This window comes from Rhizobium lusitanum (genome assembly GCF_014189535.1).
GTDB lineage: Bacteria > Pseudomonadota > Alphaproteobacteria > Rhizobiales > Rhizobiaceae > Rhizobium > Rhizobium lusitanum_C.
Genome location: NZ_CP050307.1, coordinates 1,393,085 through 1,417,988, shown reverse-complemented (window position 1 = coordinate 1,417,988; position 24,904 = coordinate 1,393,085). Strand labels below are relative to the sequence as shown.

Annotated in this window: 22 protein-coding genes; 9 read left to right on the top strand and 13 right to left on the bottom strand. The window is 57.5% G+C overall.

From position 1 onward, the window contains the following. Positions 1 to 23: 23 nt before the first annotated feature. From HB780_RS09555 to HB780_RS09525, 7 genes are all read right to left on the bottom strand, one after another. A complete protein-coding gene (locus tag HB780_RS09555) occupies positions 24 to 1,067 on the bottom strand; it encodes a pyridoxal phosphate-dependent aminotransferase (RefSeq protein ID WP_183687199.1) in 1,044 nt (347 codons plus the stop codon). Further along, complete coding sequence (locus tag HB780_RS09550) at positions 1,064 to 1,747, bottom strand: class I SAM-dependent methyltransferase (protein WP_183687197.1); 684 nt, start codon at positions 1,745 to 1,747, stop codon at positions 1,064 to 1,066. The genes HB780_RS09555 and HB780_RS09550 overlap by 4 nt, the downstream gene beginning before the upstream one ends. After that, positions 1,744 to 2,328 carry an NAD(P)H-dependent oxidoreductase gene (locus HB780_RS09545; protein ID WP_183687195.1) on the bottom strand — a complete coding sequence of 195 codons (585 nt, stop codon included), beginning with the start codon at positions 2,326 to 2,328 and terminating at the stop codon, positions 1,744 to 1,746. Before HB780_RS09545 ends, HB780_RS09550 begins: the two co-directional genes overlap by 4 nt. Positions 2,329 to 2,332: 4 nt before the next feature. Further along, complete coding sequence (locus HB780_RS09540; RefSeq protein ID WP_183687193.1) at positions 2,333 to 3,238, bottom strand: NAD-dependent epimerase/dehydratase family protein; 906 nt, start codon at positions 3,236 to 3,238, stop codon at positions 2,333 to 2,335. Between the two features lie 68 nt (positions 3,239 to 3,306). Further along, the gene (locus HB780_RS09535) at positions 3,307 to 5,196 is read right to left on the bottom strand and encodes a hypothetical protein (protein ID WP_183687191.1); all 1,890 of its coding nucleotides are present in this window, start codon (positions 5,194 to 5,196) and stop codon (positions 3,307 to 3,309) included. Between the two features lie 144 nt (positions 5,197 to 5,340). Beyond that, positions 5,341 to 5,568, bottom strand: a complete 228-nt coding sequence (locus HB780_RS09530; RefSeq protein ID WP_183687189.1) for a hypothetical protein — start codon at positions 5,566 to 5,568, stop codon at positions 5,341 to 5,343. A gap of 75 nt (positions 5,569 to 5,643) precedes the next feature. Further along, entirely contained in the window at positions 5,644 to 6,636 is a 993-nt protein-coding gene (locus HB780_RS09525; protein WP_183687187.1) for a histidine decarboxylase, pyruvoyl type, read from the bottom strand. A 715-nt stretch (positions 6,637 to 7,351) separates the two neighbouring features. On the opposite strand from HB780_RS09525, the gene HB780_RS09520 reads away from it, so the two are divergent. The 6 genes from HB780_RS09520 to HB780_RS09495 all read left to right on the top strand — a co-directional run bounded on the left by HB780_RS09520 (position 7,352) and on the right by HB780_RS09495 (position 14,047). After that, complete coding sequence (locus HB780_RS09520; RefSeq protein ID WP_183687186.1) at positions 7,352 to 8,095, top strand: helix-turn-helix transcriptional regulator; 744 nt, start codon at positions 7,352 to 7,354, stop codon at positions 8,093 to 8,095. 71 nt (positions 8,096 to 8,166) lie between these two features. After that, positions 8,167 to 8,880, top strand: coding sequence for an acyl-homoserine-lactone synthase (locus HB780_RS09515; RefSeq protein WP_183687184.1), 714 nt, complete (start codon positions 8,167 to 8,169; stop codon positions 8,878 to 8,880). 428 nt (positions 8,881 to 9,308) lie between these two features. Further along, the gene (locus HB780_RS09510) at positions 9,309 to 9,734 is read left to right on the top strand and encodes a hypothetical protein (protein WP_183687182.1); all 426 of its coding nucleotides are present in this window, start codon (positions 9,309 to 9,311) and stop codon (positions 9,732 to 9,734) included. Positions 9,735 to 9,885: 151 nt separating this feature from the next. Then, complete coding sequence (locus HB780_RS09505; RefSeq protein WP_286202900.1) at positions 9,886 to 11,991, top strand: multicopper oxidase family protein; 2,106 nt, start codon at positions 9,886 to 9,888, stop codon at positions 11,989 to 11,991. Between the two features lie 38 nt (positions 11,992 to 12,029). After that, entirely contained in the window at positions 12,030 to 13,556 is a 1,527-nt protein-coding gene (locus HB780_RS09500; RefSeq protein WP_183687180.1) for a tyrosinase family protein, read from the top strand. 32 nt (positions 13,557 to 13,588) lie between these two features. Continuing rightward, the gene (locus HB780_RS09495; protein ID WP_183689667.1) at positions 13,589 to 14,047 is read left to right on the top strand and encodes a hypothetical protein; all 459 of its coding nucleotides are present in this window, start codon (positions 13,589 to 13,591) and stop codon (positions 14,045 to 14,047) included. 553 nt (positions 14,048 to 14,600) lie between these two features. Here HB780_RS09495 and HB780_RS09490 read toward each other — a convergent pair. Next, positions 14,601 to 16,544: a methyl-accepting chemotaxis protein gene (locus tag HB780_RS09490; RefSeq protein WP_183687178.1), complete on the bottom strand. Its 1,944-nt coding sequence runs from the start codon at positions 16,542 to 16,544 to the stop codon at positions 14,601 to 14,603. Positions 16,545 to 16,978: 434 nt separating this feature from the next. Here HB780_RS09490 and HB780_RS09485 point away from each other — a divergent pair, with 434 nt between their 5' ends. Next, positions 16,979 to 17,452: a ribonuclease H family protein gene (locus HB780_RS09485; RefSeq protein WP_183687176.1), complete on the top strand. Its 474-nt coding sequence runs from the start codon at positions 16,979 to 16,981 to the stop codon at positions 17,450 to 17,452. 10 nt (positions 17,453 to 17,462) lie between these two features. Here the strand turns inward: HB780_RS09485 and HB780_RS09480 are convergent, their stop codons facing one another. Then, complete coding sequence (locus tag HB780_RS09480) at positions 17,463 to 17,942, bottom strand: hypothetical protein (protein WP_183687175.1); 480 nt, start codon at positions 17,940 to 17,942, stop codon at positions 17,463 to 17,465. Positions 17,943 to 18,394: 452 nt separating this feature from the next. Then, entirely contained in the window at positions 18,395 to 18,616 is a 222-nt protein-coding gene (locus HB780_RS09475) for a hypothetical protein (protein WP_183687173.1), read from the bottom strand. A 1,023-nt stretch (positions 18,617 to 19,639) separates the two neighbouring features. Here HB780_RS09475 and HB780_RS09470 point away from each other — a divergent pair. After that, complete coding sequence (locus HB780_RS09470) at positions 19,640 to 20,716, top strand: LacI family DNA-binding transcriptional regulator (protein ID WP_183687171.1); 1,077 nt, start codon at positions 19,640 to 19,642, stop codon at positions 20,714 to 20,716. Between the two features lie 74 nt (positions 20,717 to 20,790). Here the strand turns inward: HB780_RS09470 and HB780_RS09465 are convergent, their stop codons facing one another. After that, positions 20,791 to 21,033 carry a DUF1127 domain-containing protein gene (locus HB780_RS09465; RefSeq protein WP_183687169.1) on the bottom strand — a complete coding sequence of 81 codons (243 nt, stop codon included), beginning with the start codon at positions 21,031 to 21,033 and terminating at the stop codon, positions 20,791 to 20,793. Positions 21,034 to 21,570: 537 nt separating this feature from the next. Here HB780_RS09465 and HB780_RS09460 point away from each other — a divergent pair. Further along, positions 21,571 to 22,464 carry a DUF6528 family protein gene (locus HB780_RS09460; RefSeq protein ID WP_183687167.1) on the top strand — a complete coding sequence of 298 codons (894 nt, stop codon included), beginning with the start codon at positions 21,571 to 21,573 and terminating at the stop codon, positions 22,462 to 22,464. 26 nt (positions 22,465 to 22,490) lie between these two features. On the opposite strand, the gene HB780_RS09455 is transcribed toward HB780_RS09460, so the two are convergent. After that, positions 22,491 to 23,741, bottom strand: a complete 1,251-nt coding sequence (locus HB780_RS09455; protein ID WP_183687165.1) for a D-amino acid dehydrogenase — start codon at positions 23,739 to 23,741, stop codon at positions 22,491 to 22,493. Positions 23,742 to 23,769: 28 nt separating this feature from the next. Further along, on the bottom strand, positions 23,770 to 24,903 hold the full coding sequence (gene alr / locus HB780_RS09450) for an alanine racemase (RefSeq protein ID WP_183687163.1): 1,134 nt from the start codon (positions 24,901 to 24,903) through the stop codon (positions 23,770 to 23,772). Position 24,904 lies beyond the last annotated feature (1 nt).

Below are 24,904 nucleotides of genomic sequence, written 5' to 3'. Positions count from 1 at the left end.
CTACCGACCATCGGAAAATGTGTTCAATCGCTATTCTCGCTCTTCCATCTTGCAAGTGCCGCACCAAGACGATCAAAGACGGCAGGGATATAGTGTCTTGCGATCGCATAGCTGCAGCGAATGGCGGGCGGTCCGTGGTGTCGGAAAGCGTTTCCGGGGCTCACGACTACCCCTGCGTGCTCGATGCAATAGGCAACCAGCTGTGCGCCGGCACCCTGGGTGCCCGGCAGTTCAATCCAGAGGAGAGGACCACCTTTCGGTATCGAAACGGCAATCCCATGGGTCGCAAGCGTTGCTATGGCCAGCTTCGCGGAGGCTTCAAGCTCGCCGGCCGTGTTTTTGATCCGAGCCGGATCCTTGATTTCAGCCATCAGCAGATCGGTCGCCGCCAACTGCGAGGAAACGCACGGCGACATGGCGATAACCCAATTGATATCGGTCATCTGGCGGCAGGTTTTCGGATCCGCGATCACATACCCGATGCGCAGACCCGGTTGGGCGAAGCGCTTCGAGAAGCTGCCAATGCGGATGACGCCTTCGGCTGGTCCCAGAAGGGGGCCGGTCGACGCCGACCCAAAAAATTCAAGACCTGCATAGGTTTCGTCCAGGATGAGAGCCACATCGCAAGCCCGCGCCATGTCACACACCCTTCGGCGTTGCTCGTCCGCGATGACGTTTCCCAATGGATTGCCAGGAGAATTCAAGAGGACTGCGGCTGGCGCCCCTTGCTCGATCGCCTGCAAGACATTCGCTTCCCAGTCGTGGTCGACGTTGTAGGAGATTATGTCCCTTCCAAGAAGGCGTAGAACCGCCTCATAGGCCGGAAAACCGGGTGAAGGGAGCAGTATCGGTCGGGCGGTGGGGCAGGTGAGGAAAGCACAGGTCAGGCCCATCGATGCTCCGGCGGTAACGAGAACTTCGGAGGGTTCTACCGCAAAACGAGCCGCCAATAGCTGAGTCAGAACAGGCAAGCCCTGACGCGGCGCATAGGCGCTATTGCTGCTTCCGTCCGCTTGGCAGTAAGAGGGGTCCAGCGTGCCGAGCGACAAGTCATGCAAGGTCTTCATCGCACCACCGTTGCGCTGATGCCGCAGTCGTCCAGTGGCAGGACGCAGTTGGGGCCAAAGCAATCCTGCTCTTCAATATAGGCAAAGAACCGTTCAAAATCGTTCCTGAAGGCCGGAACCAGCGGATCATGGGCCAGGATCAGCGCTCCCGACTTTAGAAGAGGCTTCGCGCATTCGAGTATATCCGTATACAGAGATTTGCGCGTGTCGGCAGCGTCGACATCGATGAACAGCAGATCAATCGGATCGCGCCTTGCTTTCAGATCAATCAGAGCATCCGCAATGCGAATATCGAGAGCTCCAGTCGCCTCCAGCCTGAGCATGTTGCGCCGAGCGATGATGGTTGCCGCTTCATCGCAGTCGACACCCCTTGCGTTGAAGTCGCCATCGCGCGCCTGCCTGCCACTGATGAGCCAGGCAAATGCAAAACCGACATAGGTGCCGGCGCCATAGATGAATTGTGGCCGTGTCACGTGGGCGAAGTGAAACAGGAACCGCCGCATCAAGGGGCTTATTGTTGTTTGCGGGACCTCGAAATGCGGCTCGATTCGTCCTTGCGCACGCTCGTAGAGGTCGGGTTCGAAAGAAGAGACCGGCCCTTTCAAGATGCCGCATGATGTCAGGACAGCAAAGGATGCATCTATGATGACCCCGACATCCCGTTGCGTGAGAGCGTTCATGCGCCCTCTTCCACTTTGATAATATGCTGCGCGAGTTGGGCGGACGCGCCGATCAGCGCATGAATGGCCGCATCGGACGCACCCGTTGCTGCCGGATTGGGCACGACCACAAGCTCGCAGATTAGGTGCACGCCGATCGCCTCGAAGATATTTTCCAGCTGCGCAGTTCCGCTCTCGGCTGAAAACGGATCGGACCCGACAAGCAGAACGACTGCGGGCTTGCCTTGAAAGGGCGATGATGATGCATTTTCGTAGCTTGGTCCGCAGACGAGTTCGACAAATGTCTTGAAAGCACCGCCAACCCCACCCCAATAGGCGGGAATAGAGAAGATCAATCCGGACGCTGCGCGGATGCGTTGGTGAACGCGCATGACCGCCGGATCGTAGTGATGCGCCGGGGCCAAGCCCTCAAAACCGGGCAATGCCGCATCGCGCAGATCCAGGGTTTCGATATTGGGGACGACACGGGAGAGATAGGTGGTCGCGGCTCTCAATATTTCCCGGCAAGCCGATGGTTCCATTCGTCCTGGCGCGGGCTTCAACGATGCGCAAATCGCCAACAGATCGGGATTGGTTTGCATATGGTCACGCCTCCTGTGCGATTAAAAGATCAACCTCACGTGCAAAGTCGCGCATGGCTTCCTTGAGCGTAAATTTCGGAGGGCCGATGCGCTTGAGCATCCTTGCAGTGTCCAAAGGCGGGCGAGCCAACGGAGCGCGTGGCGGATCAGGGGCGACAAGATTGACATCGATCGGTCCGATTGACTGCTCAATCGCCTCAATCAGTTCCCGCAGGCTCGCCGTCGTTCCGGTTCCGACATTGATGATTTCGCAACCCTCGGGATGACCAGGCCTTGCTAGCCCTTCAAGGGCGTCCCCCAGATCGCGCGCATAGATGAAATCGTCGCAGTCTTGCCAGTAACCCTGAAGGTTTATCGGTTGTTTCAAGGCGGCACTGTAGAGGAGCCTTTCGATCAGTTGGGAGGATTGGCTGCCGTGTCCATAACGGTTGGGGCCGTAAACTCCGGCCGCCCTTGCGAGGCCGACCGACAGTCCCTCCAACGCGATCATTGCCGCCTCCATGCGTCGAATGACGGAGCCGTAGACGCCGACCTGACCGGTCGGGTTTTCGGCTTCGCAGAGTGGCTCGGAAGAATTCCGACCGGTGGCATAAACGGCAAGGCTGCTAACGCCGACGAGCCTGGGAATGCCCGTTGCGCGCATTGCCGCTGCAATGGATTCGGTCCCTTTTAGGAGAATATCGGTCGCCAATGAAGGATCTGTCTGGGTTCGCTGCCCCGTCAAGCCGGCGGCGAAGACCACGGCATCACACACACCGGCATGATCGAAAAGCGCGCGAACCATCCCGGCATCGGTCACGTCCACACTATGGATGGGGCAATCCGCGCGCCCGAATCTTCTGATATAGCCGATATTGGGGGCGAGGTCGGCGGCGGTGACGACCCAGCCTGCCTGCGTAAAACTGCGCACGGCGAAGGTTCCGATCTGTCCGGTACCAATGATAAGGCACCGAAGTTGTGGCTTCTTGGATCGATCGCTCATTTCTTCAACGCCCTGACTGCGTCCACTTCGGTTTGCCGTCCGCGTAGCGCTCCGGCGATACTGGCCGGCGCCATGTCTTCGAGATCGACTTCGGGAATACTCAACGATAGCCCATAGTATGCGTCCTGGATCCGCAGGCCACTCAGATCTGCAGATGCAAGGGCGGCTGGCGGCAAGGCCCAGACGTCTTCCAGCTCTCCGATCGTGCGAAGCAGTGAAAGAGCTGTTTTCTCCCGACCGAGCGAAATCTCGCAAGCCGCAAGTCCAATGACATGTGTCTGCACGCCAAGCCGGCTGCGCAGTGCGCGCGCTTCGTCCAGGCAAGTCGAAAACAGCTCTCGCGCTTCGCCGTAGGCGCCGCTCTGATAGAGCGCTTTTGCCTGCGACCGGCCGAGCGCTTCGGCGCTGATCGGCCGATCGAACTGCTGCATTAGTTCCCGCGCTTCGGCAAAGATTGGAATGGCCGCAGCGGCGTCGCCTGCTCGCGCCATCAGCGCTGCACGCATGCATCTCTGCTGTGCGATCCACTCCCGTTCGTTCTCGGCTCCACGCGCCAGGGATTCGTCAAAGGTTCTGTTCAGCAGGTCCAGTGCGACTGCGTAGTTTCCGCCGATCTCCATCAGGTTGCTCATGTTGCCGAGCAGATTGAAGCGCAGATAGACGCGGTCCCGGGTACCTCCGTCACGCACAAGATCAAACGCTCGCGTCAGATGGCTGAAGGCAATCGGGAAGGCAGTCGAAATGGGCTTATGAGCCAGTCGCGCGGCGAGGATTGCGTTCATCGCACGGCCGTTCTGAACCCACGCGCGTTCCATGTGGGGGTCGCCACCGTCTCCGGCAGCAACGCTCTCTAACGCCGCATCGCCCATGTCAAAACAAGCATTCGAGCGCGCGACATTATATAGGCGCTTTGACCAGATGAGGCCGCTTACATACCAGAGATGGCAACGCAGTGTCGCTTGACTGCAGATGGCAATAGCGCGCTGCAGGATATCGACGGCATCGTCGTAAAGACCAAGGTTGACCATAAGCAGAGCGATGAGGCGGCAGTCGTCAACGCCGGGATCGGCCTGGGCCGCAGCCCAATGCGCGCAGGCATCGTAGTTGAGATTGGCCAGCCAGCCGGTCGCGCCACCGACCCCTCGCTGCGCAATATGGGTCTTGAGAGCAGTGCCGACCTCGTGGGAACCTTGCGGAGCATCCAGTTCAAGGGGCTGCAAGACGGACTTTATGGCCTCCATGAAGTTTTCACGGGCGCAGACCGGCAGCATCCCGAACTCCAAACCCGGGTGCGTTTTCCAAGAGTTCGAAGCGGTCGCCGTCCAGATCCAAACCAACCTGCTATTTTCAGGGGTCAGCAGACAGGCTCTGGCAAACAGCTTCAAGCTCGGTCGATCGATGATCTCAGCACTCGATATCACCACATGTGTGTAACCTGCCGCGTCAAGTGCTGCGAGAACGCAGCGCGCGGCCTGATCGATGAGATTGCTGCTGACCATGCTTTCGCGGCTGATCCGCCGCAATGCTGCCAGTGCATCGCCGTTTTTCTGGATTGCGCCTTCCAGGCCCGCTGCGGAATCGAGATGTGCTTCTTCAGCGCACGCCTTACGCATACCATCGATCAGCCTACCCAACTGGCCGGAAAGCACACCGATTGCCGGTTCCTCGCAGAGCTTTTCGAGCAGGCGGATTGCCGTGGCGAAGGTGGAAAGATCACCGTTCAGACTACGGCAGTGGAACGTTTTCGGTGTCAGAGTTTTATGTCGCCCGAATTGACCGATTATGGTTTCCAACGGGGCAGCCCCGATCGTCCCATGTGGCTGGTTCAGCCAGATCCGGGAATCCTGCCTGGTTGTGGGTGGCAAAAGAAGTTCGGAACGTTTCATCGCACACTCGTAGAGTAAAATCAGACACATTTTCCTGCCTGACGCCGAACCTGACCACGCTTTCGCAGTGCTTCAGATCGTTTGTGGGATAGCCGGCGCTGCCGATGCAATGTGCCTGATCGATTTCGTTTCTGGTTTCCGCCGTTAGACCGCGGCACCCGCCCATGCAACGGCGCCGAAGGCCAATACTTCGTCGCCCTTTATTCGGCCGGCCTTTGCGGCGTTCACCATTTCTTCGAGTGCCGCGATCATCTCCTTCGAGACATGGCTCTGTGCGTTGATAACATCCTCATCGGAAAGAGGGCTGATGGCGCGCAGCTGAGCTGTTGAAATCACTGCGAATTTTGCCTTGCGTTTGATTGTGACTGTCATGACATACTCCCAGGTTGGTGGTTCACTGCACTGCGAAAGCCAATTGAATGGACCGTTTGCATGACCGGCAAATGCTCAAGCGTCTGGCGCACACCCCATCGAGACAATCCTTGTCCCACCAGGTATGACCTCTCCTGATGGCAGATAGATCGGCGGCGAGCGAGCCAACGGAACAAGCCCAAGCGCTGTCTCCCATTCCGGTCTGTCTGCGTTGGCAAGTTGCGCCGCAGACCATCCAGGGGGAATTGTTCGTTGCGCCAACGTCAGGTACGGGCCGCAGGCAATCGCGCAGCCATAATAGCCCTCGGGGACATAGAGTGCCTTTGCGCCGGCGAAGATCCGGCCGTAGCGGACGTTGTGGTTCTGACCACACGCAACGATGCTGTTACCCACGCAATGAAGGGTTTGCATCAGGAAGGACCGCACATCGGCTTCCTTGGTTTGCGCATCTCCAAACATGCCCCCATCTTCGTTGAAGAGACTCGAGCCGCTGCTCCGATCGACCAGGACCGCCAATGCTAATGCCGACCAGATCCAACCCGGCCCATAACCCGCCCCGGATTTGTAGGCTGCGACCAGCTGCAATCCTGGAAGTGGTGGAAAGCGCTGTTCCTGTACCTGGCCATCTCGGGATTCACGCGTACCGAGGAGTTGACGGCTGGCTTGCAGCAACGGTTCAATCGGTAGGACCGGAATTGGCGGGCCGTCCGGCTGATTTTGCAAAAATAATGGCTGTGGAACAGTATTGTTTATGGAAGGTTCGGCGACGACATCGAGGCCCCAGATAACGCCGTCGAGTCCAGTGTAGGAGGTTGCGATCAAAAAATTTGTTTGACCGATATAGGTGCCGGCAACACGGCATCTGTCCCCGGACACGATCCTACATGTGCCTTCATCCAGCCCAGCCGCAGACGTAATTCCCACAGCGAGTTTCAACCCCGTCACATAGCCGGTTCCGGACGCGCCGTTTCCGACTGTCCCTCCACAAACGGCAGCGTATGGACCGATCGCACCGCTGACGACCACGGCGGGATCATATTCACCGTTATATCTTGCGATGGACGACATGGCCCAAACCCTCCCTTCGACACCAGGACGTTGCTTCGTGCCGGTTGAGATTCAAATGTGGCTATCAACGCGTGGCAAATTGCATTCTCTACCGGCTTTGGGCTCAGGTATGTCTCGCCGGGGAATGAAGTATTCAGGGAGAAATTCAGCAACACTCAAGACATATTTCCGCCTTAAGGATTGTATGCCTTGAGTGTTTTATGTATATCTAAATCATATTCTTGTGTTAGTCATTTATAGTCCTGGTTCATCGTAGTAAATGAGCAAATTTACTCACCTTCTCAGGAAACAATCACCGCCATATCGATGTCATCGCTGCAACGATATTCTGCCTCGCGAGATTAAAGTTACAGCTGTCCCATGTTGGCGGGCTGGAGATGCGGTTGGCTTTTTGCTGACCTAACCGAAAGCTTTCTTCCATCGAAGCAATTATAAGCTGCATGCCCGATATGATTTAGGATCCTCGTTATTGAAGATCAAAACGATGGGATAGGACCCTGCGTTGAGAGCAGATTTCAACGCAATTCTATGCGGTGAAAACCCATCATTCTTGATGCGCTTTTCCGCACATCACGGTGATAAAGCGCGAGTTATTGTATTCCTTTACTCTACCTATGGTAAGTTGTATGATAATTAGACATTTCTGAAATTATGCTGGCGGTAGGTGTGTCGACGTGGTTGCTCTGTAGCTAATGTTAAACTTCCGGAGGAAAGAATGGACAGTGAAGCTTTGGCATCAGCGAACGTCATGTTCGATTTCCTATCGGAGACCGCAGGAGCGACGTCTAGGGAAGATATACTGAACTCGCTGGCCAAAGCAGCTCATCATTTTGGCTTCAATTGCTTTGCGATATCAGGAATTCCGTCGCCGAGTGAGCGTATCGATTCCTATTTTATGCTGAATGCGTGGCCCGCGGAATGGTTTGAGCATTATTTGTCAAACAACTACGTTCACGCGGATCCTGTCATCAATCTATGCAGGATGCAGGATTCTGCCTTTGTGTGGTCCGAAGCGTTGCGCAATCAGGAACTTGGGCGCTGTGCGCGCCGTATCATGAATGAAGCCAAGGAATTCACGATAAACGATGGGTATAGTGTTCCGCTACACACCGCCGGTGGATCTCAGGCAATTGTCACCTTTGGCGCGGACAAAGTAGATCTTTCAAAACCCGCGCGCGGAACACTGCATGTTTTGGCGATTTACGCCCATAACGCTTTGCGTGGATTGACCGTGCAAAAAGCGCATGTGCGCAACACGAGCGCACTGCGAGTAACAGCGCGTGAGCGTGAAATCATCCAATGGTGCGCAGCAGGGAAAACGGCTGTGGAGGTTGCTAGTATCCTTGGACGCTCGCATAGAACCATTCAAAACGAAATATCGAATGTCCAACGCAAGCTCAACGTCGTCAACGCTGCCCAGATGATCGCAGAGAGCTATCGCGCAGGCATTCTTCGTTAGATTTTGAGTAAATTTACTCATTTAAGCGACGAAAAATATGTTGCACCTTTTGTCCAAAATTAGGTGTGAAAATGATTAGGATTTTCATCGGTCACTCAGCATCAAATCAAGATGCCATGGAGAAAATTTGGCGCTTTCGGCACGAACAGTTCGTCGAACGCCTTGGTTGGCATGCGCTCCGTCGAGAAGATGGCCGCGAAATCGATCAGTTCGATCATCAGCAAGCCTTGCATCTGGCGCTTATTAGGGAAGGGGAGGTCGTGGGCTATTCGCGACTGCTGCCGACGGCAGAGCCGCATCTCCTCTCACACGTCTATCCCGAGATCATGCATGGAGGAAAGTGGCCGTGTGGACCAGGCATTTTCGAGTGGACTCGCTGTGTCGTCGCTGAAGGCGACATTCTGATCAATGGGCTACCAGCCGCGCATGTCTTGATGACGGGGGTGATGGAGTTTTGTCTCGCCGCCGGCATTGCCTCGTTAATCGTCGAGACCCACCCGAATCTGGTAAATCTTCTGATTTCCACTGGCTGGGATGTCAATACGCTTGCTGCTTCTTCATATCTCGATAACGAAGTGATAGTGCCTATTCAGGCAACCCCGTCGGTATCCGGCCTGCTGCGCCATCACAGTCTCTATTCGATGCAAGGTAGTACGCTCCAGCTCGAACGCGGCTTTCAAAACCCGTTGAGGCCTGATGTTCCTTTGAGCCATCTAGAGTTTCTGCATCCAGGCGAAGCGCGTCTCGCTGAGGAAACAACAAAGATCCCTTACGCGGCGGCTTGATCCGCAGATGAGATACTCCTGTCGAAAGTGATCCAATTGCCCGTTTCGCAGTGACGCATGTATATACTTCCAATCGTTTGGAATATTTTGCCTTCCTCCTCTGGCACAGGAGCATGACAAAGTGGAAAAGGGGGTCAACGTAATTCGATAATCAACAGCCTGTGAATGTGAGCTTAAGGCAATAGCGTCTCCAAACCAGCTGCTCCGCAACGCGACCTCACAATATATTTGAATATTTGCATATAACCACTTGCTGGTTCAATTGCTCTGAGATACATTCTCTAATTGTAAGAACACATGGTGTTCTTGTCGTTGCCGATTTTGAATCTCGACATCTCACAGTGCCGCATGGTTGCGGTTTTCTGATGTAACGAACGCGTCTTAACGCGGACGAAGTCTATGGCCACAGTAGAATTGGGGGATTTTACATGTCATTTCAGTTGCAGGGACGCTGGACCTATAGAAGCTATCGAAACGATGCCGCGCTCGTTGGAGACGACGCTCAAAAAGCACTCCAAAACATCTTTGGCGAAGGCATATTCGCGCTTGCGGTATTGAACGGACAAGTGAGCGGGACGCTCGATATGGGGTCCGGCTACGTTCTCGATCTCAGCGGCCCGGTGGTGCCGGTCGATGGCGGAGACGTTCGAATTGCCTTCATGCTGACCGGCACCGGGCGGTCGGGAACACCGACGGCGGGTTGGGAATACGACTATCACGGCACCGACGCCTTTACCTGGCCCAAGGGTGTCGACCAGGTCCCGGCTTTTGTCGGATCGGTATTGCGCGCAAAACCGCATAACGGTTCCCCGGCCGGGTACGTCGCTTCGTTCATCGCCGTCAAGCAGACGTGACCGTCTGGGCGCATTTCATCCCAGCATAGATGCCGGTCGCTTGTCCGCATCAACCTTCGAAACAGGGCGGGCAAGCGCGAAGCAGAGACAATTGCATCGGCTTCGTGCCGGGAATTTCACGGATTTTTTGACCGATTGGGAGAGGCGCAGCATGTCGGTGAACAGGATGGCGATCGGGACAATCTGGCGGAACGGCCTGGCGATTTCAGCGGGACTTGCAGCATGCATGCTGCCGATGTCGGCTTTCGGCCAGCAGGCGGAACCACGTTTCTCCAATCCTCCGGTCCTGGAGGAAACGCGACCCGGCCAGGCGCCGATGAGCCGATTAAGGAAAGCGCAGGCGCCGGTTACGTCATCAGGCAGGCGGCAACTCGACCTGACGGTCAAGTTCATCGAAAACGGTATCTATAATCCGGCGACGGGCCGCGTCGACAAGGTCAATCTCCGCGGCTATACGGGCGCCGGCGTCGATCCGAAGGCGCCCTACGTGGCGCCGGTCATCGAGGCCGCGCCGGGGGAGAGGATCACAGTCGCGCTCCACAACGAGCTTCCCCCGGATGACAGTTGCGCCGGGCATGGCGACATGAACCAGCCGCATTGCTTCAACGGGACGAACCTGCACTCGCATGGTCTTTGGGTAAGCCCGACCGGCAACAGCGACAATGTCCTGATCTCGGTCAATCCCGGCAAGAGTTTCACCTATTTCTACGACCTGCCGGACGAGCATCCCGCCGGCACGTTCTGGTATCATTCGCATCGGCACGGGTCGACCGCGCTCCAGGTTTCCAGCGGCATGGCTGGAGCACTGATCGTGCGTGGCGATCGGGTGCCGACACAAAATGCCAATGGCGATCTCGACGCCTTGCTAAAGGATGCAGACGGCCAGCCGATGCAGGAGCAGCTGCTGGTGTTCCAGCAGATCCAGTATGCCTGCTTCGATGCGGACGGCAAGATCAAGACGAGAGTGGTGGATGGCAAGGTCGTCGCCTGGATCTGCGATCCGGGCGATGTCGGCGAGATCCGCAATTACGACCAATTCGGCCCGCCGACATGGGGACAATCCGGGCGCTATACGACCATCAATGGGCTGGTTCAGCCGCGTTTCTCCTCAAAGGTAGGCCAGGTCGAACGCTGGCGCATGATCCATGGTGGTGTACGCGAAACGCTCACTGTTGCCTTTCGTCCACGTCGGGCGGGTGCTCCAGTCTACAGGGCGACTACCGCTGAGGCGGCGGCCGACTATGTAAGGCAGAACTGCGTCGGGGAGCCGATCCCATACCACATCGCGGCGGCGGACGGGCTCACGACATCCACGGCCCGCTCCACCCTCACTGCGACGCTGCAACCGGGATACCGCTTCGATGCGCTCGTCATGTTCCCGGCTGCCGGCGATTATTGCGTCGTCAACGAGCCGCTTCCCGGCACGGCAAGCGTGACGCGCGCGGCTCAGGATCGCCAACTGCTTGCCACCGTGTCGGTCGCGGCCGGGTCTCCGGTCAATAATATCGACACGGCGCTGACCGATGCGCTCGTTGCGGCCGCCGAGCGGACAATGCCCGCCGATGTCAAGTCCGCCGTCATAGCCGATCTCAAGGACGGCCTGAAGCTGACCCGCTTCGTGCCCCACCCGGATGTCGGTGACGACGAAATCACCGGGACGCAGGAACTGGTCTTCTTCATCGATCTCAGCGGTGAGGTCGCAAAGTTCGAAGTGGGCAACAAATCGTTCGACCCGAAGAATTTCGACCCCGCGACGTTCAAGCCACGCTCTTACGACCCCAACTATGTCGACCGTGCCCTGCCGCTGGGCGGTGTCGAGGAATGGACCTTGCAATCGGCCTTCGTCGGCCATCCGTTTCACATTCACGTCAATCCTTTTCAGATCGTGGAGATCCTCGATCCGAACGGCGTCGACGTCAGCGCGCCCGGAGCCGTCGACAATGGCGGCGGCACGATCGATCCACAATATCCCGGTCTGAAGGGTGTCTGGAAGGATACACTCTGGGTCAAGAGCCTGATCAGCAATCCGGCCGACTTCCCGGACAAGCTCGCCTCGTCGACCTACAAGATCAAGATCCGCACCCGATATGAGCGCTTCATCGGCGAATATGTCCTGCATTGCCACATCCTGGATCATGAGGACCAGGGGATGATGCAGAACGTCTGCATCGATTTGCCCGATGGCGGCGGCGGTGCAAATTGCGCCCGGCTGCTGCGGCCCGAGCCCGGCCAGCAATCGGACGCGACGCATCACTGACCTCAAGTAAATCGTTTTTCGAACCAAGGGAGAGTCACATGAGCATCACACGCAGATCTGTCATCGTCCAGGGTGGCGTCATCGGAGCGGGCCTGCTCGCCAGCGGATTGCCGGGGATGAAGGCGCTCGCGCAGATATCGCCGCTTCCATGGCGGCGTTCCCTTCAAGGATTGGCCTGGAACGATCCGATCGTTGCGACCTATCGCGATGCGGTGCGCATCCTCAAGGCCATGCCCGCCAGCGAGAAATTCAACTGGGTCAAGCTCTCGGAGATACACGGCAGCCCGAGCGGTTTCAAATATTGCCCGCATGGCAACTGGTATTTCCTGCCATGGCATAGGGCCTTTACGGCAATGTACGAGCGCATTGTCCGGCAGGTGACCAAGAACAATGATTTCGCCATGCCATTCTGGGATTGGACGGCCAATCCTTACCTGCCTGAAGTGTTCACGATGCAAAAAACACCTGATGGCAAGGAGAACCCTCTTTATGTGGCGACGCGCACTTGGCCGCCCGCTCAGCCGATGCCAAACAACATCGTCGGGCAAGCAGTGCTCAACAACATATTGGCATCCACACCATACGAAATCTTCGGGACCAGCCGTCCCCGTGGTCAGAATTCGCTCGATCCGTCATGGATTACCGGCGGTGGCGGCACGCAAGGCATATTGGAGGCCACTCCGCATAATCAGGTGCACAACAATATCGGCGGGTATATGCCCACCGCGTCGTCTCCGCGCGATCCGATATTTTTCATGCATCACGCCAATATCGACCGCATCTGGGCGACGTGGAATCTCCGCAATTCCAACAGCGCCGATCCGCTCTGGACCAACATGCCGTTCAACGAGAACTTCTACAATGTCGATGGCAGCTTCTGGTCTCCGAAAGTATCCGATCTTTATGTTCCAGAAGAGCTTGGATACACCTATGGCTTCAGGAATTACTTCAAGGTTGCGACCGCGAGTGCCAAGACACTCGCTCTCGATGACAAGCTTTCATCCGTCATCGCAGCAACGACGTCCGATGCCGCTGTTGCGGGGTTGACGACTGCCTTTGTCGAAAACAGCAAGGCAGCAACGCGAAATGCGCCGCTTTCCTTGCCGATCAAGATCCCGGCCGGTGCATTGCAGGGCATCTTCAGTCAACCTCCCTTGCCCTCCGGCATGGAGACGATGGATTTTGGCGCCGCACGGGAGCAGGCTGCTTCCGCTCCACGCGTCCTGGCGTTCCTGCGCGATGTCGAAATTACCGATCCCAAGACAACGAGCGTTCGTGTCTTCCTCGGCAAGCATGATCTCAAGGCGGATACACCGGTTACCGATCCCCACTATGTCGGCTCCTTCGCCGTCCTCGACCATAGTGGCGATCATGGCGGCGCCCATGGTCACCGACCGCCGCCATCCTTCGTGCTTGATCTCACGGACGCGATCCAGCGGGTCTATGGCGGTGGGCATGCGGACGGCGAAGACATCAATCTGCAGTTGGTTCCAGTCGGAGCGGGAGCAGGCAAGCCAGGCTCTGCGAAACCTGCAAGGCTAGAAATAGCCATAGTATCCGCCTAGGATTTGGACCGGGCTGAGAGGTGGAGAGATTGATGCGCTATCATCTTATGGTGCTCATCGCGATCTGCGCGGCGGCAACATTCTCAATGTTGGGTATCATCAGCCCGGTCCACGCCAATGAGGGTGACATGCAGGCGACAGTCGGCAAGCCGGCAACGATAGCAATCTCCGGTGCAACAAATCCTGCGCCGGCTGATGTCGGCACGCGGATCGTCGTCACCGTCAGCGGTTACGAACCTTCGAAAACGGGGCCTGTAACAACAGTCGTTTCGGTGCACTGTGGTGGCGATACGCAAGAAATCGGCCGGTTTGGTATTTTCCCGGACGAGGCGTTTTCGGCGTCAGCAGGAACCCAACCCCAGCGGTTCAGCTTTCTCTTGCCCGACGATCCGGCCTGCCGCCAGCCGCGTGCCATCACTATCCATCTCGAACCGCAAACGGGCGATGGCGTAGGTGCCAGTGTCACTATCGGCAGCGCAAACATCGAATAGTCTATATTTGGATCGTCTTCTCCACTTGCAGGGCAACATCCGCGATGTTGTTCCCTGGCACTTTAATGTTTGAACGACACCGGTTTGGCAACGTGATTTTAGTCGCTGTTTGGGGGCCGTGGGTCTGGTGCGGCCATGTCCCGACACAATGCGTCACCTGTCTCTCAGGCCGGACATCGCGACGGTGGTCCGTTGCAGATCGTCTGAAGGTCCATAGTTCGATTTGCGCGATGCAGCCGTAAATCGAATAGGGGTGCGCGGGGTTCAATTCCCTTCAAGATCACTGTTTTTGGCTTACGTCCGCAATCTACATTGCCAGTGACCCGCCGTCCAAGCGTCAGACTTCTCCACGGCTAGCCGACGGCCGAATTCTTCATCAAACCATCTCTATGCTCGAATCACTGACACCTAGTTTATGTGACATCACCATTTGCATCCGATGGCTGGTCGGCATTTCAGCAATTCTCTGCATAATTATGTCGAGAAATGGCCGGCGCTCCGGCCTTTCCAAAAGTTGGTGACGAGCCCGGTCGCTCCCATCTGGCTGGCCAGCTTAGAACTCTTCCCAGCTGTCCTTGGATGCCGCAGCAACAGCCGCCCCGCCGCCACTGCCGAAGGCGCCGGCAATCTTGGAGCGCAGATTGCGTGCCGGCGATGCCACCGGAGCATTGCGTTCGCTGACGGCGGCGGGGCGGCCCTGGCTGCGAATTTCGCCGGTATTGAACTGCGCGAGCAGACCGTTCATCGCGGCAACTTCCTTGGCAAGGCTGTGGCTTGCAGCCGTCGACTGCTCCACCATCGCTGCATTCTGCTGCGTTCCCTGGTCGATGGTGTTGACCGCTGTGTTGATTTCGGCAAGTCCCGTCGATTGCTCTCGCGCTGCCTCGACGATTGCACGCACATTCTGGTCGATTTCGTCGACTTCCTGAACGATTTGGCTGAGCGACTGGCCGGTGCGCGCCACAAGATCGACACCGCTGCGAACCTGGTCACCCGAGGTCGAGATCAGCGCCTTGATATCTTTGGCCGCATGTGCGGAGCGCTGGGCAAGCTCGCGCACTTCCTGTGCAACGACTGCAAAGCCCTTGCCCGCATCTCCGGCACGCGCAGCTTCGACACCGGCATTCAGTGCCAGAAGATTCGTCTGGAAGGCGATTTCGTCGATAACGCCGATGATGTTGGAGATTTCGCTCGACGACTTCTCGATGCCTTCCATTGCCGTGACCGCTTCACGCATAACGGCGCCCGACTTTTCCGCACCAACCTTGGCACGAGCGACGAGTTGACCAGCCTCCTCAGCGCGGCGCGTCGAGTCCTTCACCGTCGTGGTGATTTCCTCCAATGCAGCCGCTGTCTCCTCGACAGAGGCTGCTTGTTGCTCGGTGCGCTTGGACAAGTCGTCGGCGGCTGAGCGGATCTCGTTCGCACCGGCATCGATGCCACGGGCGTTCTGACCGACGGCACGCAAGGTTTCGTGGAGCTTGCCCATCGAGGCGTTGAAGTCGCTGCGCAGCTGATCGAGATGGGCGACAAAGGGCGTGTTGATGCGATAGGTCACGTTGCCATTCGACAACTGAGCCAAACCTTCGGCAAGTTCCTTGACAGCAAACTCGGTATCCGCCGCCTCCTTGGCCTTGTGCGCTTCGCGCTCCATCCGCTCCCGTTCGGAGAGACTACGATTGGCAGCAGCGTCATGCTCCAGACGAATGCGCTCGATCGCGTTGTCGCGGAAGATTGCGACGGCTGCGGCCATCTGGCCGACTTCGTCCTTGCGCTCCAAGCCGTCGACCGGAGTTTCCGTTTCTCCTTCGGCCAGCGACGCCATGCGGCCACGCAGCTTCTCGATGGGCGCGGTAATGCCGCGGGCGGAGACGACAAGACCAGTCAAGATCGCGCCAGCGAACACAATGCCAAGCGTTATCAGCGTGTAGAAGATCGTATTGTTCGTCTTGTCGGTCAAAGCATCGCTTTGGACCTGAACGCGTTGAATTGAGCTCTCGATCCAAGCCCTGACATCTTTGACTTCCGCGCCGATTTTGACATCCGCTTCCTTCAGAAGCGACAGCGCCTTCGCATTGTCGTCAACTTGCCCTGCCTTCACCGCCGCATCGGTCAGGACGACGATAGACTTTGCCGCGTCGATCAACGGGTCAACAGTCGACGCAATGTCCTGGGCATGATCTTTTGCGTTCTGGAATTCGCTAAAGAGAAGCTTCTTACTGTCCTCATAATTCGCGACGAAGGTTGCCATTTCAGGTGACTTGGAGTCGTAGGCAAGCACTTGATAGGCATTGTAGCTAAGCGAGGTAATTTCCAGATTGGCGCGTGCCATGGAAATGCTGGCAACGTCATCGTTTGCCAGAAGGTCGGAGTAGTCATTATCTGCGCTCTTGTAGTTGCGCGACATCATTCCGATCCCGATAACCCCCACCACACAGATTGGTAGGAGAACTGAGAGAATTTTGGTTCTTATTCTTGCATTCTGAAGAAAAGACATGGGGGCCGCTCTCGTTGATGCATGCGAGGCCCGCGTTCGACGATAGTCGCGAACGTGTGCCAGCGGTGCATATCTCGTTGTTACTTATGGCAAAGGAACTGCAGACAAGGAGCGGTCATGCTCGACGCGAAGGCGCTGCACCCCTATTTAATCATGGTAAATATAAAGAAGAGTAAAAGTAGCTGGGGTCGGAATAAGAACTGCTGTGTTGAATTCCACCGTGATTTGGCCCATTTTTTCGCTTGGCGCTGATCCTGCGAAGCGAATTCAAACCCATGATATGCTTGACAATTTTGAACCAACTACGGCTGATCGTGAAATGGCAAATGGGGGAAGTTTCGTATGGAATTCAACAATCTGAGAGAAAGAACCCGTTTGCGAAAGTCCTGGAACTCTTTCCCTAGCGGCTTCCCTATCGATGCTATGCCCTCCACATGACCGACGCGCTTCACGCCTACACCGATGGCTCCTTTGATGCCGCCAACAGTTCCGGAGGATGGGCGTTCGTCGTCTATGAAGGCGACCGCCAGTTATATGCCGCTTGCGGCAAGAGAGCCGGAACATCGAACAACACGTTCGAAGTCCTCGCTGTTTTGAACGCGATGGCCTGGATCGCTGCCGAGGTCCCGGCGCGGTCGGTCACGCTCTGGACGGATGCCGCCCACGTCATAGAAGGCTGCCGTCGATGGAGGGCCATCTGGCGCACCAACGGCTGGAAGCGGATCACTCCGAACTCGCACGCGCGACGCCGTTCGATTCCGGACATGGAAATCTGGCAGCAGCTCGACGGCCTTCTGGAGCGGCATCCGCATGTGGTCGTGGAATGGTGCAAAGCGCATTCCGGGGCAGGTGGCAACGAACTTGCCGACATCCTGGCGCGCAATGCCGCACGCTCGGCGGTGACTTAGCCGGTGGCCCTCAGTCGCAGTGCTTCGGTGCCTTAAGCGTCTTCACCATCCTGTCCACCAGTCGCCCGAACCGCTTTTGCTGCGCGGCGGGGTACTCGAGCGTGAAGTTCCCCATGGCGTCATCGCAGAGCGCAATCTGCCGCATGTATATGATCTGGTCGCCCTTGGTTCCTGAAAGGCTCGCCCATGACGCGCCGCGCTTCTCGTAGCTAAATTTCCAGCCGTCCTCGGTCTCGAACTTCTTCCGAAGATCGCTCTCCTGTCTGAAGCCGCCTTCCGTCACATAGTTGCCCCAGACCGATAGCTTCGCCGTCCCGTCGGCGCTCTCGAGACCGATCCCGTCCCCGTTGTCGGGCGTCTGCACCGTTTTGAAGTCCGATGGAAGGTCGATCACGTAGCCGAAGCGGCCGTTCTCGTACGGTTTGAAGTCCGCGGCTACGACCGACGTTGCAAATACGCATACGGCGAAGATGATGGACAAGCGATACATGGCAGGGGCATCGTAAACTTAATGGACCCGAGGCAGTGGCAACTACTGTGTGAAGCTTCGTCACCAGCGAGCATTTGTCCATGCCGCAAAGGGCGCCTCTAGTACCAGCGCCCCCGGCCGAACCAGCCGCCGCCGCCAATCAGTAAAACAACAATAACGATGATGAGAAGCGTGGTGATATCCATATGCGTCTCCTGGGGAGCGCCTGATCAGCTCCATCGCGCTTACTTGCACGATGCGCTGTTCGCAATTGCACTCCAATCTAACTCAACGTTCAGAACCGAGTTTCGTTCAATTCGATGGTGCAACTGTTACGATGACATCCACGAAATCCGCCGATAGGGTTTTGCCGACATCGGTGATGTTACAGCTACACTTGTCCGCCGACATCGGATCAAGTCGGGTGAAGCCAAAGATTTCGATATTTGAAACTTGAACCAGGCTGCTGGCGTCTATCGTCCCGGTGGCTTGTCGCTGCTTCTGAGTTTCTGGGCGTCCAGTTGTCCATGTTCGAACGACTTGGCAGCGCCGCTGCCTTCGGGATAGGGGTTGCCTTCTGCCGGGTTCTTCTGGTTGCCGGCTTTTGCACCACGCCCATACGCGCTAGTATCACGCTTGTCAGCTTGCTTCGCATCCGTTGCGCTCAAGACTGGCGGTTCGTTATGTTTTGCCATGGGCTTTATCCTTCTCTACTGCTGAGCAGGCGCCGTCGCAGGCGGCATTGACGGTGGCTGTGTCGTGGTCTTGTAAGCAACTGGAACTCTAGATTCCTGTGTGCTTGCGTAAGGCGAGTTTGCATAAGGCCAAAAGTTCCACGCCAGTGCTGCGGCGGCAAGCACCGCAAATATAGCGATCGACACGCCCCAAGAAGATCGGCGGGAATATGGCGTTGTTCTGAGATCTAGATTTGATCTATTCGAATTATTGCTCATATAAATTTCCTCCATATCGGAAAACTCTTCGCCGTGGCAAAGGTTCCAGTAGCGGAAATAGTAGGAAATACTTCTGGGTGTGTTGACAGTAGCCTCGTCAGATAGGCTTCGATCATCCCTGTATTACCATTTGTCCCGCATGTAGCGCACTGCAGCATCGTCGATGTTCTGCTTCGAAGCCACCAAACGCTTGAGGGTCGCCTCCGATCTGATTGGGCCACTTGTCATTTCGGGTTGTTTTTAGCGATCGGTTTTTTGGTAGTGCGACCGTTAATTTCAGTAGCATTTTTAGAAACCGAACGCAGTCAGGGCTACTCCATCTGCCGCTTGTTCTCATGAGTGCCTTCGGTATTTGCCTGCATAGGCACTTTTGTTTTCAGATACTTGGAGATTGCCCGTTTTAATGCGATCTGCCACGTTCCCAAGCTGATTTCGGTCCGTTCCTGCTGTCGGCTGTTGTGATCAGAACGGACCTCCGCTACCACGTGCGCCGGTATTCAGTGTGAGTTTGGGAAGCAGAAGCAAACAGAAAAGTGGTTTCGTTGCCGGACAGAATATCGCAAGAACAGTGAGAGGCTTGGGCAACTCCTGCGTAACGCATATTCCGTGGTGTCCTGGTGGTGTCTCGAGTGCAAATCATCCGCTCTGCCTATTTGGGTGTAGCTGTAACATATTGAATAATATAAGAAAAATACTGCGCTTAAGAAGATTATAGTCTTGATCTTATCCTTCAATAGGGCTGGCATCGGGGAGCAAAGCGAAAAATTGAAAAATAACAAGGATATGCCCGTGGAGGAGCAATCAGGACCCTTGATGGCCGACGTTGCACGCTTGGCGGGGGTGGCGATCTCCACGGTCAGCCGTGCGCTCGCCAATCCGGGACGGGTGAACGAGAAGACACGCCTCAAGATCGATGCTGCCGCCAAGCAGTTGGGCTATACGCCGAACGCCATGGCCCGCAATCTGAGGGTCGGCAAGTCCAATATCATCATGATCATCCTGCCGGGATCGCTCTATTACGGCGTGTCCCAGATCATTCCGCAGGTTCTGCAAAGCATCAACAAGGCCTTGATCCAAAACGGCTACCATCTGATGATCGCCAACCTTGATCGTGACGAAATGTCGGAGCGTCACATCCTGGATCTGGCATTCAGCGGCACCGTACGCGGTGCCATCATCCTATCGTCAAAGCTGCCGGAGGTGGACGGGCGGTCTCTTGCCAATGCCGGCCTGCCGATCGTCTCAATGCTGCTCGATATGAGCGACGCCGGCTTGCCGAGTGTCGTCACGAACGACCGCGCGGCGATGCGGGACGTGACGGAGGAGTTGATCGGACTAGGCCATAGACGCTTTCTCTATATAGCCGGCCCGGAGGGCAATTATCACGACGTGGAACGTTATGCCGGCGCGCTCGAGGCACTTCGTGCCGCGGGGCTCTCCGAAGAATCAATGTCGCGATCGGGCGGTCGTCGCGATTATCAGGAGGGTTTTGCGATCGGTGTTGAGGCGGCCGCCGACTTCGCGCAGTTGGCGAATAGGCCGACCGCAGTGATAGCAACCAGTGACGATATGGCCATTTCTTTCGTCAGCCGCGTGCAGCGAATGGGCTTGAATATTCCCGGCGATCTCTCCGTCGTTTCGTTCGATGGCTCACCGGTCTGCGAATTTTCCTCGCCGCCGCTGTCAACGATCGAGCAACCGGTCGAAGAGATGGGGCAAGCCGCCGTCGATATACTGATGGAGCGCATCGATGCGACGGAAAGGGGAGCAGCGATGCGCCATGTTATCCCGAGTAGACTCATTCGACGCGAGAGCTTTGCTCTGGCTCAATCAACTGTCTGATTGAGATTTTGCCATGTCAAAAAGGCGTCGGAGCGGCTTTTGAAGCCAGCTCCAACGCCCTTTGCGTCGGCGATCTAGCCGAAGGGTCGGATGTTGCGAAACAGGAAATTGGGCTGTTCGAACATATCCTCCCTCTCCGGAAGGCCGATATCCCGTAGCTGGTAGTTTGAAAGCTCCGAGACCGTGCTGTGCGTTTGATGGCGCCTCCAGGCGGCGAACAACAGCGCGCGCGCCGTCCTCCAGGCACCGAATTTTTGGCACAGTTCGTCCACTGCCGCACTCAAGGAGTCGGCAACCAGTAATTGCGAATCTGTCATCGTTATCATCCCGGCGCCGTCCAGGCAGCCAGGTCCTCTTACGGGTGACAAAGTTGATGGATCGCGGACGCAGAAATGCGCACGCCCGCTCAATCAGCCGGTCACGTCAGGTTCATTGAAAAACGCCAAAAAGGCAGGGAATATCGGCTATTAGCGCCGAAGAGCGTGATGATGCATTGGTCGGACCAAAGCCATCACGAACATTCCGCCAGAGGCGCACATAAATACGGTTGCAGTTTGCATATGACGCCTCCTATGATTTGAGTTGCGGATGGCGACAATGATACGCAAGAACCGGTCATAGACAAGCCCGCAATTTCGAATTGCACGCATAACATGCGGCCTGTTGCTGAACAGCAACAGTGCTCCAGCTGCGAGCCATACTCTCCAATCGGCACCGGAGAGAGCATCGAGACCCTGGCGGACCGAGGGGTGCGCCATGATGTCAATTCTCTCGAGCTGACATAAAGCTGTCAAACTCGGCGATGTATGGGTCGCGCCGCCGCGCCTCGCGGATGATCCGTTTGGAGACCACGAATGACCAAGTCCGTCACGATGATACTCACCGCGGCAATCGTCGCATTCGCTGCGGCACAGCCTACACTGGCCGCCGACCGGCTCTATGCATGCGGTGACGATCAGATCCGTGAATACCGGGTCGAGGGCGGGGCGGCCACCGAGACCTGGCGCTGGCGTGCCGCTGACGCCGCCGACCTTCCCGAGGCCTATCGCCTCAAACTTCTTCGGCACCTCGACGATTGCAAGCCGGTCGACGGTGGCCGCTCGATCTTGGCGACCGCCTCGACCGGTGGGGTGGTGCTGATCGACCGCGAGACCGGTCATGTCTCTTTCCACGCCAAGACGCCGATGGCGCATTCGGCTGACCTTCTGCCTGGTGGCTGGATCGCTGTCGCACTTTCGCTCCATGCGGAGGGCAATCGGCTCGAAATATATGGCCGCGACCGCAACGAAGAAGCGCCGTTGCTCGATCTGCCGCTTCCTTCCGGCCATGGCGCAGTCTGGGATCAGACCCGCGCGCGGCTGTTCGTCCTGTCGCATGACCTGATCCAGGCCTATAAAGTCGAGGGGACAGACGCGACGCCGACGCTGACCGAAACGGCGCGCTGGACGCTTCCCGGCCGCCATGACGGCCACGACCTGTCGAGCAGGCCAGGCGGCGGGTATTTCGTGACCACGGATGACGGCGTCTGGACCTTCGATCCGGATGCGGGCACCTTCCTACCCTTCTCCGCGCTCAATCCCAAACTGCAAGTCAAGGCGGTGAGCGCCTTGGGGGACAGGCTCGCTTGGGTGCAGGCGGAGGAAAGCTGGTGGGCGAACGGCTTCACCGTCGCCGGGGCTGATGGCAGTGAGCAGAAACGCATCCCGATCGAAGGCATGCATCTCTACAAGGTTCGTTGGATCCAGTGATGCCGCGGGGGATCCGATGAACGTCGTTACCCGTAGCGTGCGACTGACAGGTCCGCGGTATCGATCTCGGCCTTGTGTCCACTGACCAGATCGCTGATCACGCGCGCCGAGCCGCAGCTCATGGTCCAGCCGAGGGTGCCGTGGCCGGTGTTGAGGAAGAGGCCACGGATTTTCGTTGCGCCGATGACCGGGGTTCCGTCCGGTGTCATCGGGCGCAGGCCGGACCAGAAGGTCGCCTTGCTCACGTCGCCGCCGGGGAACAGATCCATGACGGAATGCTCGAGTGTATTGCGCCGTGCAAGCCCGAGGTCGTTGGTGTAACCGGAGATTTCCGCCATGCCGCCAACGCGAATACGGTCCCCGAGACGCGTGATCGCGATCTTGTAGGTTTCGTCCATGACGGTCGATTCCGGGGCGCGCTCTGGGTCGATGATCGGGATTGTCAGCGAATAGCCCTTCACAGGATAGACGGGCAGTCCGATGCCGACTTGCTTGAGAAGCAGCGGTGAATAGCTACCCAGCGCGACGACGACGGCATCTGAGGCTATCGGGCCCTGATCGGTCAGGATACCGCGTATCTGGCCGCCCTCGACTTGCAGCTCCTTGATCGTTCGTCCGTAGATGAACTGGACGCCGAGTTCCGCAGCCTTTGCCGCCAGCGCGTTGGTGAACTTGAAGCAGTCGCCGGTTTCATCCTTTGGGGTCAGGAGGCCACCGACGATCTTGTCGCGGGCGTGGCTGAGCGCGGGCTCGACACGGATACAGCCGTCTCGATCGAGAACCTCATAAGGGACGCCGTCGGCGGCAAGCGCCTTCACGTCCTTGGCCGATGCGTCGAGCTGTTGCTCGGTTCTGAAGAGCTGCAGCGTGCCCTGCATCCGCTCGTCATAGGCAATGCCGGTCTCCGCCCTGAGGTCGGCGAGCGCAATCCGGCTGTAGTCGGCAAGCCGCAGCATCCGGCTCTTGTTGACCGCGTAACGCTCCGACGTGCAGTTCGACAGCATCTTGACGAGCCATGATAGCATTGCCGCGTCGATCTTCGGGCGAAGGATCAGGGGAGCGTGCTTCATGAAAAGCCACTTCAGCGCCTTCTGCGGGATACCCGGCGCGGCCCAGGGCGAGCAGTAGCCAAAGGAGACTTCCCCGGCATTCGCAAAACTGGTCTCAAGCGCGGGTCCGGCCTGCCGGTCGACGACCGTAACCTGGTGTCCCGCCTTGGCAAGCTGATAGGCGGTCGTGACGCCGATAACCCCGGCGCCGAGAATAGTGACTTTCATGGTGTCCTCGATAATGGCGGTGGGAATGTCAGAGATAGTCGCGGTGGTAGCGGTGGCCGAGGCCGGTCAGAATCTCATACGAGATGGTTCCGGCGGATTTGGCAAGGTCTTCCAGTGTCTGGTGCGGCCCAATCACCTCCACCAGGTTGCCGAGGGTAAGCGTGCCCGGGGGCAGGGCGGTAATATCGATCGTAACGCTGTCCATGGAAACGCGGCCGACGATGGGCAGCCGCACGCCATCGTAGAAGACCGCGCCCCGGTCTCCAAGGCAGCGCGGCAGCCCGTCCGCATAGCCGGCGGAGATCGTGGCAAGGCGCATTTCCGCCTTTGCCGCATGGGTGCCGCCATATCCGATAAGGGTTCCGGGCGGCACGGTTCTCGTCTGAACGACGGCAACGTCAAGCCGAACGACAGGCTGTATCGAATTGGACTGCCCCGCAGTCAGTGCGCCGCCATAGACTGCAATGCCGGTACGGGTGAGGATGCCGTGATAATCCACTCCAAGGAAGACGCCGCCGGAATTGGCGAAGCTGACGCCGAACTGGGGAAATTCAACGGCGATCTTGCGCATCTCGGCGAGCTGCTCGGCATTCTGCACGTTGTCCAGTTCGTCGGCAGAGGCCAGATGGCTCATGATAAACAGGATCTCGACGGCGCTGGACTGCGCAAGCTCCGTGGCAAATGCTGCCCGGTCTTCCGGCGGGATCCCCAGTCGCGACATTCCGGTGTCGAATTGCAGGACAGCCGGCAGGACGCGACCTTGCGCAAGGGCGGTGGATTTCCACCGCTTGTACTGCTCCATAGAGTTCAGCACGGGAATGATCCCGGCCTCCGCGCAGGCAACCTCGGCGCCCGGCTGCAGGCCGTTCAACACGTAAATGCGGGTATCGGCTTCAAGGTGCTGCCGTACGCTCTCTGCCTCCCCGAATTGGGCAACGAAGAAATCGCGGCATCCGGAGCGATACAATGCGGGGGCCACTCGATCCGCACCTAGCCCGTAGGCATCCGCCTTGACCACGGCGGCGGCCTTTACCGGCGCCACGGTGGCTGCGATTGCTTCATAGTTCCTGCTGATCGCAGCAAGGTCGATCGTCAGATAGCCCGTTGCACCGGCTTGTCTTTGCCGTGCCGGAACGGGGCTCATTCTCACGACGCCATCCATG